Below are 8,345 nucleotides of genomic sequence, written 5' to 3' on the forward strand. Positions count from 1 at the left end.
CCCTCCCACATTTAGTTATGCGCAAATCAGAAAAAGCTTTTTGACAGCACCGCAATTCAACAGGTTAGAATCCCTGGCACGCAGACTGCATGGTCAGTTTGCGTCCCGTCTTGTTTGCTTATGGAGTACTGCCTTTGAATGCGACGACCATCAACAGCCTGTTCTTGATCGGCGCGTTGCTGGTGAGTGCGAGCATTCTGGTGAGTTCTCTTTCGTCGCGCCTGGGGATCCCGATCCTGGTGATCATCCTGGCCGTGGGCATGGTCGCCGGCGTCGATGGCGGCGGCATCATTTTCGACAACTACCCGACCGCCTACCTGGTGGGCAACCTCGCACTGGCCGTGATCCTGCTCGACGGTGGCTTGCGCACGCGGGTGGCGAGTTTCCGCGTGGCACTCTGGCCGGCGTTGTCCCTGGCCACAGTGGGGGTGTTGATTACCACCGGCCTCACCGGCATGGCGGCAGCCTGGCTGTTTGACCTCAATATTATTCAAGGCTTGCTGATTGGCGCGATTGTCGGCTCCACCGACGCCGCGGCGGTGTTCTCGCTGCTCGGCGGCAAGGGCCTGAACGAACGGGTTACCGCCACCCTGGAAATCGAATCCGGCAGCAACGACCCAATGGCGGTGTTCCTCACCGTCACCCTGATCGACATGCTCGCCAGCGGCCAGACCGGCCTGCACTGGAGCCTGCTGACCCATCTGGTGCGCGAATTCGGCATCGGCGGCATGGTTGGCCTGGGCGGCGGCTGGCTGATGCTGCAGATGGTCAACCGCATCAACCTGGCCACCGGCCTGTATCCGATCCTGGTGATCGCCGGCGGTCTGTTCGTCTTCGCCCTGACCAACGCCTTGCACGGCAGCGGCTTCCTCGCCGTGTACCTGTGCGGCCTGGTGATCGGCAATCGCCCGGTGCGCAGCCGTCATGGCATTTTGCATATGCTCGACGGCATGGCCTGGCTCGCACAGATCGGCATGTTCCTGGTGCTGGGCCTTTTGGTCACGCCCCATGACTTGCTGCCGATCGCCCTGCCGGCCCTGGGCCTGGCGCTGTGGATGATCCTGTTTGCGCGGCCGTTGTCGGTGATGGTCGGCCTGCTGCCATTCAAGGCCTTCCATGGCCGCGAAAAAGGCTTTATCGCCTGGGTCGGCCTGCGCGGCGCGGTGCCGATCATTCTCGCGGTGTTCCCGCTGATGGCCGGCCTGCCCCATGCGCAGCTGTACTTCAACCTGGCGTTCTTTATCGTGCTGGTGTCGCTGCTGGTGCAGGGCACCAGCCTGCCGTGGGTGGCCAAGTTGCTGAAAGTGACCGTACCGCCGGACCCGGCGCCGATCTCCCGCGCAGCCCTGGAAGTGCACGTCACCAGCGAGTGGGAGCTGTTCGTCTACCGCCTGGGCGCCGAAAAATGGTGCATCGGCGCGGCCCTGCGTGAACTGAAAATGCCCGAAGGCACGCGGATTGCGGCACTGTTCCGCGGCCAGCAACTGCTCCATCCGTCGGGTAGCACGGTGCTGGAAGTCGACGATCTGCTCTGTGTGATCGGCCATGAACACAACCTGCCGGCACTCGGCAAACTGTTCAGCCAGGCACCGCAACGCGGCCTCGATCTGCGCTTCTTCGGCGACTTCGTGCTGGAAGGCGACGCCCAGCTGGGCGCGGTTTCGGCCCTGTACGGCCTGAAGCTGGAGGGCATCGATCCGGACATGCCGCTGAGCAGCTTCATCACCCAGAAAGTCGGCGGCGCCCCCATCGTCGGCGACCAGGTGGAATGGAACAACACCATCTGGACCGTCGCGGTCATGGACGGGAACAAGATCGGCAAAGTGGGCGTCAGATTCCCCGAAGGAAGTCGCCCGGGCCCCGGACTCTTCCTCTAAACTGCGGAGCGACAGCACGCTCCCGATTCTTCACCTTGCAAGACCGGTGTCTATGCCAACCCTGCGCACGTTTCTCGCCACTGCCCTGCTGGGCCTGACCCTTTGTGTCGGCAGCGTCTACGCCGCCGACCCGCCCAGCGCCGATGCCATCCAGCAAACCCTGGATAAGCTGCCCGACCGCAAGCTGCCCGACGCCGACATGAAGGCGCTGCAAACCATCCTGCAGCAGACCCTCACGTACCTGGGCAACCAGCAGGATTACGAGCAGCGCCTGGTCGACCTCAAGCGCCAGCTGGAAGATGCCCCGCGCCAGACCAGCGAAAACCAGCGCGAGCTGACCCGGCTCAAGGCCACCAAAATCATCCCGGTGGCCCAGCGCTATGCCACGCTGCCGGTGCCGCAGCTTGAGCAATTGCTGGTGCAGCGCACCACCCAGCAAGGCGACCTGCAAAAAGACCTGGCCGAAGCCAACAGCCTGACCATCGCCGCCCAGACCCGCCCCGAACGCGCCCAAACCGAAATCAGCAGCAGCCAGACGCGCATCCTGCAGATCAATTCGACGCTCAAGGCCGGCAAGGACAATGGCAAAGCCCTTAACAGCGACCAACGCAACCAACTGAATGCCGAGCTGGCCGCACTCAACGCCCTGATCCCCCTGCGCCGCCAGGAACTGGCCGGCAACAGCCAGCTGCAAGACCTGGGAAACAGCCAGCATGACCTGGTGGTGGAAAAAATCGCGCGCCTGGAACAAGAGATCCAGGACCTGCAGACCCTGATCAACCAGAAGCGCCTGGCCCAGTCCCAGCAGACCGTGACCCAGCAGTCCATCGAGGCGCAAAAGGCCGGCGGCAGCAGCCTGTTGGCCACGGAAAGCGCGGCCAACCTGAAGCTATCCGACTACCTGCTCAAAAGCACCGACCGCCTCAACGACCTGACCCAGAAGAACCTGCAGACCAAGCAGCAACTGGACACCGTGACCCAGAGCGACTCGGCGCTGGACGAGCAGATCAACGTGCTCAAGGGCAGCCTGCTGCTGTCGAAGATTCTGTATAAGCAAAAACAGGCACTGCCGCGCCTGACCGTGGACCGTGACCTGGCCGACGACATTGCCAACATTCGCCTGTATCAGTTCGAGGTCAACCAGCAACGCGAGCTGATCAGTTCCCCCAGCACATATGTCGACAACCTGCTGGCCAACCAGCCACCGGACGACGTCACCCCGCAACTGCGCCGCACCCTGCTGGAACTGGCGGTCACCCGCAGCGACCTGTTGGAGCGCCTGAGCCGCGAGCTGAGTGCACTGCTCAACGAATCCATCACCCTGCAACTCAACCAGAAACAACTGCTCAGCACCGCCACCACCCTGCGCGCCACGCTCGACGAGCAGATGTTCTGGATCCCGAGCAACAAGCCGCTGGACACCGAGTGGCTGGAGACTGTGCCGGCGCACCTGAGCAAGCAAGTCACCACCCTGCCCTGGGCCTCCAGCGTCAGCGAACTGTATGACGGCCTGACCCAGCGCCCGTTGCTGTTCCTGCCGCTGTTGCTGTTGATCGGTTTCCTGCTGTGGCGGCGCACCGCGTTGTACGCCCGCCTGAAAAAGGTTCACCAGGACATCGGCCACTTCAAGCGCGACAGCCAGTGGCACACGCCGCAGGCGATCCTGGTGAATATCCTGCTGGCGATGCCGGTAGCCCTGGGCCTGGCGCTGTGCGGTTATGCGCTGCAAATCGACGCCCGTGGGCAAAACGCCAACCTGGGCGCGGCGCTGTTGCAGATCGCCCAGGCGTGGTTGGTGTTCTACACCGCCTACCGCATCCTGGCGCCGGGCGGCGTGGCGGAACTGCACTTTCGCTGGGAAAAACCCCAGGTCGAATTCCTGCAAGGCTGGGTGCGTAAACTCGGCCTGGTCGTACTGGCCCTGGTGGCCGTGGTGGCGATTGCCGAGCATCAACCGGCGGCACTGGCCGACGACGTGTTGGGCATCGGCGTGGTCCTGACGTGCTATGCGCTGATGGCGTGGCTGCTCGGGCGCCTGCTGCTGCACAGCCCGACCCACGAAAAAGCCTCGCTGTTCCGCAAAGCCGTGGGCCTGCTGTTTACCGCACTGCCCATCGCGCTGTTTATTGCCGTGTGCTTCGGCTACTACTACACCGCCCTGAAACTCAGCGACCGGTTGATCAACACCCTGTACCTGCTGATGTTCTGGCTGGTGATCGAAGCCACCTTCGTGCGTGGCCTGGGCGTCGCCGCCCGACGCCTGGCCTATGCCCGAGCCCTGGCCAAACGCCAGGCCGCCAAGGAAGCCGGTGATGGCGAAGCCGTGATCGAAGAACCGACCCTGGACATCGAACAGGTCAACGAACAGTCCATGCGCCTGATTCGCCTGGCCCTGCTCGGCGGCTTTATCGCCGCGCTGTACTGGGTGTGGTCGGACCTGATCTCGGTGTTTTCCTACCTGGATAACGTCACGCTGTACGAGTACACCAGCGGCACGGGTGCGAATATCAGCATGGTGCCTATCAGCATCGGCGACTTGCTCGGTGCGCTGATCATCATCGGCATCACCTTCGCCCTGGCGCGCAACCTGCCCGGCCTGCTGGAAGTGTTGGTACTGTCCAAGCTGGATCTGGCCCAGGGCAGCGCCTACGCCACCACCACCTTGCTGTCCTATGTGATTGCCGGCGTGGGCTTCGTGTCTACCCTGTCCACCCTCGGCGTGAGCTGGGACAAGTTGCAATGGCTGGTGGCCGCACTGTCGGTGGGCCTGGGCTTCGGCATGCAGGAGATCTTCGCCAACTTCATCTCCGGCATCATGATTCTGTTCGAACGCCCGGTGCGTATCGGCGACACCATCACCATCGGCAACCTGTCGGGCACGGTGAGCAAGATCCGCATCCGCGCCACCACCATCACCGACTTCGACCGCAAGGACATCATTGTCCCGAACAAGACGTTCATTACCGGGCAACTGATCAACTGGTCGCTGACCGACACCATTACCCGCGTCACCCTCAAGCTGGGCGTGGACTACGGCTCTGATCTGGACCTGGTGAAGGAATTGCTGCTCAAGGCTGCCAGGGAAAACCCACGGGTTCTGAAGGAACCGGAACCTCACGTGTACTTCCTCAACTTCGGCGAAAGCACCCTCGACCACGAGCTGCGCATGCACGTGCGCGACCTCGGTGACCGCAACCCGGTGCTGGACGAGGTCAACCGCTATATCAACCGCGAGTTCAAGAAGCAGCACATCAACATCTCGTTCCGGCAGATGGAGGTGTACCTCAAGAACATGCACGGCCAGGAGTACAAACTGGTGCCGGTGGAGGATGATCGCAAGACCATCGCCGCGCCTGCCGCAGAGCAGGACGCCCCCGAGCCGCCGCCCGGCAAAGTCGACGACGCACCGGAACCGCCACGAGCAAACTCGACTAAACGCCCTATCCCCAGCAGAATGCTCGGACATTCTGCTGGAGATGGCCGGTGAAAGCCCTCGACGAACTGACCTTCGACAACCGCTTCGCACGCCTGGGCGACGCGTTTTCAACCCACGTTTTGCCCGAGCCCCTCGACGAGCCGCGCCTTGTCGTGGCGAGCGATGCCGCCATGGCCCTGCTCGACCTCGACCCGGCAGTGGCCGAAACGCCGGTATTTGCCGAGCTGTTCGGCGGCCACAAGCTGTGGGCCGAAGCTGAGCCGCGTGCGATGGTCTACTCCGGGCACCAGTTCGGTGGCTATACGCCACAGCTGGGCGATGGCCGAGGGTTGTTGCTCTGCGAGGTGTACAACGAGGCCGGCGAGCATTGGGACCTGCACCTCAAGGGCGCCGGAATGACGCCTTACTCGCGGATGGGCGATGGCCGTGCGGTTTTGCGCTCGTCGATTCGTGAGTTTCTTGCTTCTGAAGCACTCCACGCGCTGGGCATCCCCAGTAGCCGTGCGCTGTGCGTGATCGGCTCCAGCACGCCGGTATGGCGCGAAAAACAGGAACGCGGGGCGATGGTGCTGCGCCTGGCGCCGAGCCATATCCGCTTCGGGCATTTCGAATATTTCTACTACACCAAGAAACCAGAGCAGCAGGCGGAACTGGCCGAGCACGTGCTTTCACTGCACTACCCCGAGTGCAAGGAACAGCCTGAACCCTACCTCGCGATGTTCCGCGAAATCGTCGAACGCAATGCCGAGATGATCGCCAAATGGCAGGCCTATGGCTTCTGCCATGGTGTGATGAACACCGACAACATGTCGATCCTGGGCATTACCTTTGACTTCGGGCCGTTTGCGTTTCTGGATGATTTTGACGCGCACTTCATCTGCAACCATTCCGACCATGAAGGGCGCTACTCGTTTAGCAACCAAGTGCCGATTGGCCAGTGGAACCTCAGCGCGCTGGCCCAGGCATTGACGCCGTTTATCAGTGTCGATGCCCTGAAGGAGGCGCTGGGCCTGTACCTGCCGCTGTATCAGGCCCATTACCTGGATTTGATGCGCCGACGCATGGGGCTGACCACTGCCGAAGAGGATGACCAGAAGCTGGTGGAACGGCTGCTGAAATTGATGCAGAACAGCGGCGTGGATTACACGCTGTTCTTCCGCCGCCTGGGGGATGAGTCTGCGGCGCTGGCCGTAGCGCGGTTGCGCGATGATTTTGTCGACATGGCCGGGTTCGACGCCTGGGCCGAGCAGTACAAGGAACGTGTCGCACGGGATGGGGACTACAGCGAGGAGCAGCGCCGCGAGAGGATGCATGCCGTGAACCCGCTGTACATCCTGCGTAACTACCTCGCACAAAACGCCATCACCGCTGCCGAATCAAGCGACTACAGCGAAGTGCGACGGTTGCATGAGGTGCTTTCCAAGCCGTTTGAGGAGCAAGCGGGGATGGAACAGTACGCACAGCGGCCACCGGATTGGGGCAAGCATTTGGAGATCAGTTGTTCGTCGTGAAACCTTTAGATAAAGGTTTCCACTGACACACCGAAACGCTCCGCCAGCCAACGAATCTGCCGCACGTTGAGCTGGCGCTTGCCGCTCAGTACTTCGGACACAACCGATTGAGCACCAACGCCTGGCAAGTCGCTCTGGGTGAGGTTGTGCTCGCGCATCATATAGCGCAGCACATCTACACCACTGGCGACGGGCATTGGCCGGTGCTCATGATCATAGGCTTCGATCCAATCGCTGAGGATGTCCACCAAACTCATCAGCGGGCTGTCCTCATCTTCACCGATTAGGCTCAATAACTCTTCCAGGCAGCCTACCATCGCGTCGTAGTCTGCCTCGTTTTCCGGCTTTCGTAGTACTGGCGAAACGAATTGCCAGTGTTCGACCGCGACTCGCATAAGCGCGCTCATCTGTTTTTTTCCTTCCATTTGTCTTTCTCATAATCGCGGTGATCAAGCAGGTGCTTGATGTAAACGTGCTGCACCTGATACTCCACGCGAGCAATCAACCTGAGCTTGTTGCCTCCAATATCAAACACATGAACCGCTCCGACCTTATCGGTGGCGGGGAACATGGTTTTCATCGCCGCAAAGTCTTTGGGGGAATTTCGCTTGATGATGCGATACCACTGATCCAAAGCCGCTGCGGAACGGGGCCATTTTTCCTTTGCTTCCCAAATCCTTTTTTCACTGATGACTCGCATGCAACATCCTTATCGCATCGTGCTATGGAGGCTAAACCCGAATTGCGACTATCGCAATTTGCTATAGCCACAAGCAGACCAATGGTTCAAGACAAAACCAGCTCTAGCAGCCTAGATAGACAATCTCGCTTCGACATGGGCAAAACTGTGAGCGGATGAGTCGCTTCTGCCTGACTTGATAAACCTAGCCCCCGACTCCAAATACAGTGCCATTGGCCACTTCCAAGGAGCCCTCAATGTCCGAACCTCTCGTCATCCCTTGCCCTCATTGCAACGGCCTCAACCGCATCCCCGGCGAACGCCTGGGAGATGCGCCCAAATGCGGGCGTTGTAAGCAACAGGTGTTGTTGAATAAGCCTTTTGAGCTGAAACAAGGCGATTACGCCAGCCAGATCAAAGGCGACCTGCCGCTTCTGGTCGATGTGTGGGCCGACTGGTGCGGGCCGTGCAAGTCGTTTGCGCCGGTGTTTGAACAGGCGGCCGGGCAGCTGGAGGGCAAGTGTCGGTTGGCCAAGCTGGACAGCGAGGCCAATCAGCAGTTGTCGGCACAGTTGGGGATTCGCTCGATTCCCAGTTTGATTCTGTTCAAGAACGGCCGCGAAGTGGCTCGCCAGAGCGGCGCGTTTCCGTTGCCGCAGTTGATGAGTTGGTTGCGTAGCCAAGGCATCTGACCCGACCTTATTAACACTATGGTCAAAATGTGGGAGGGGGCTTGCCCCCGATGGCGGTGGATCAGTACCGGACAGGCTGGCTGACACACTGCTATCGGGGCAAGCCCCCTCCCACATTGGGTGTATTGCCAGCCTGGCACCGGGGAATTT

5 protein-coding genes and 1 pseudogene are annotated in these 8,345 nt (G+C 60.9%); 4 read left to right on the forward strand and 2 right to left on the reverse strand.

Annotated features, from left to right (window positions below):
* Positions 1–134: 134 nt before the first annotated feature.
* The 3 genes and pseudogenes from IQK56_RS06620 to selO all read left to right on the forward strand — a co-directional run bounded on the left by IQK56_RS06620 (position 135) and on the right by selO (position 6,824).
* Positions 135–1,877 (forward strand): potassium/proton antiporter, encoded by a 1,743-nt coding sequence (locus tag IQK56_RS06620; protein ID WP_099583744.1) that lies wholly within the window; start codon positions 135–137, stop codon positions 1,875–1,877.
* A 52-nt stretch (positions 1,878–1,929) separates the two neighbouring features.
* Positions 1,930–5,277, forward strand: a pseudogene (gene mscK, locus IQK56_RS06625) (mechanosensitive channel MscK); the annotation flags it as partial.
* Positions 5,278–5,360: 83 nt separating this feature from the next.
* The gene (gene selO / locus IQK56_RS06630; RefSeq protein ID WP_193864157.1) at positions 5,361–6,824 is read left to right on the forward strand and encodes a protein adenylyltransferase SelO; all 1,464 of its coding nucleotides are present in this window, start codon (positions 5,361–5,363) and stop codon (positions 6,822–6,824) included.
* A 5-nt stretch (positions 6,825–6,829) separates the two neighbouring features.
* Here the strand turns inward: selO and IQK56_RS06635 are convergent, their stop codons facing one another.
* Both IQK56_RS06635 and IQK56_RS06640 read right to left on the reverse strand, forming a co-directional pair.
* The gene (locus tag IQK56_RS06635; RefSeq protein ID WP_122306236.1) at positions 6,830–7,231 is read right to left on the reverse strand and encodes a helix-turn-helix domain-containing protein; all 402 of its coding nucleotides are present in this window, start codon (positions 7,229–7,231) and stop codon (positions 6,830–6,832) included.
* Positions 7,228–7,524: a type II toxin-antitoxin system HigB family toxin gene (locus IQK56_RS06640; protein WP_122306235.1), complete on the reverse strand. Its 297-nt coding sequence runs from the start codon at positions 7,522–7,524 to the stop codon at positions 7,228–7,230. The genes IQK56_RS06635 and IQK56_RS06640 overlap by 4 nt, the downstream gene beginning before the upstream one ends.
* Positions 7,525–7,760: 236 nt before the next feature.
* Between IQK56_RS06640 and trxC the strand changes: the two genes are divergently transcribed.
* Positions 7,761–8,195, forward strand: coding sequence for a thioredoxin TrxC (gene trxC, locus IQK56_RS06645; protein ID WP_193864352.1), 435 nt, complete (start codon positions 7,761–7,763; stop codon positions 8,193–8,195).
* Positions 8,196–8,345: the final 150 nt, after the last annotated feature.

The sequence above is a fragment of the Pseudomonas cyclaminis genome (assembly GCF_015163715.1).
GTDB classification, from domain to species: domain Bacteria; phylum Pseudomonadota; class Gammaproteobacteria; order Pseudomonadales; family Pseudomonadaceae; genus Aquipseudomonas; species Aquipseudomonas cyclaminis.

Bases quoted from the DNA above. Each gene is read 5' to 3' on its own strand.
- IQK56_RS06635 (WP_122306236.1), bottom strand. From the start codon at position 7,231: ATGAGCGCGCTTATGCGAGTCGCGGTCGAACACTGGCAATTCGTTTCG.
- IQK56_RS06640 (WP_122306235.1), bottom strand. From the start codon at position 7,524: ATGCGAGTCATCAGTGAAAAAAGGATTTGGGAAGCAAAGGAAAAATGG.
- trxC (WP_193864352.1), top strand. From the start codon at position 7,761: ATGTCCGAACCTCTCGTCATCCCTTGCCCTCATTGCAACGGCCTCAAC.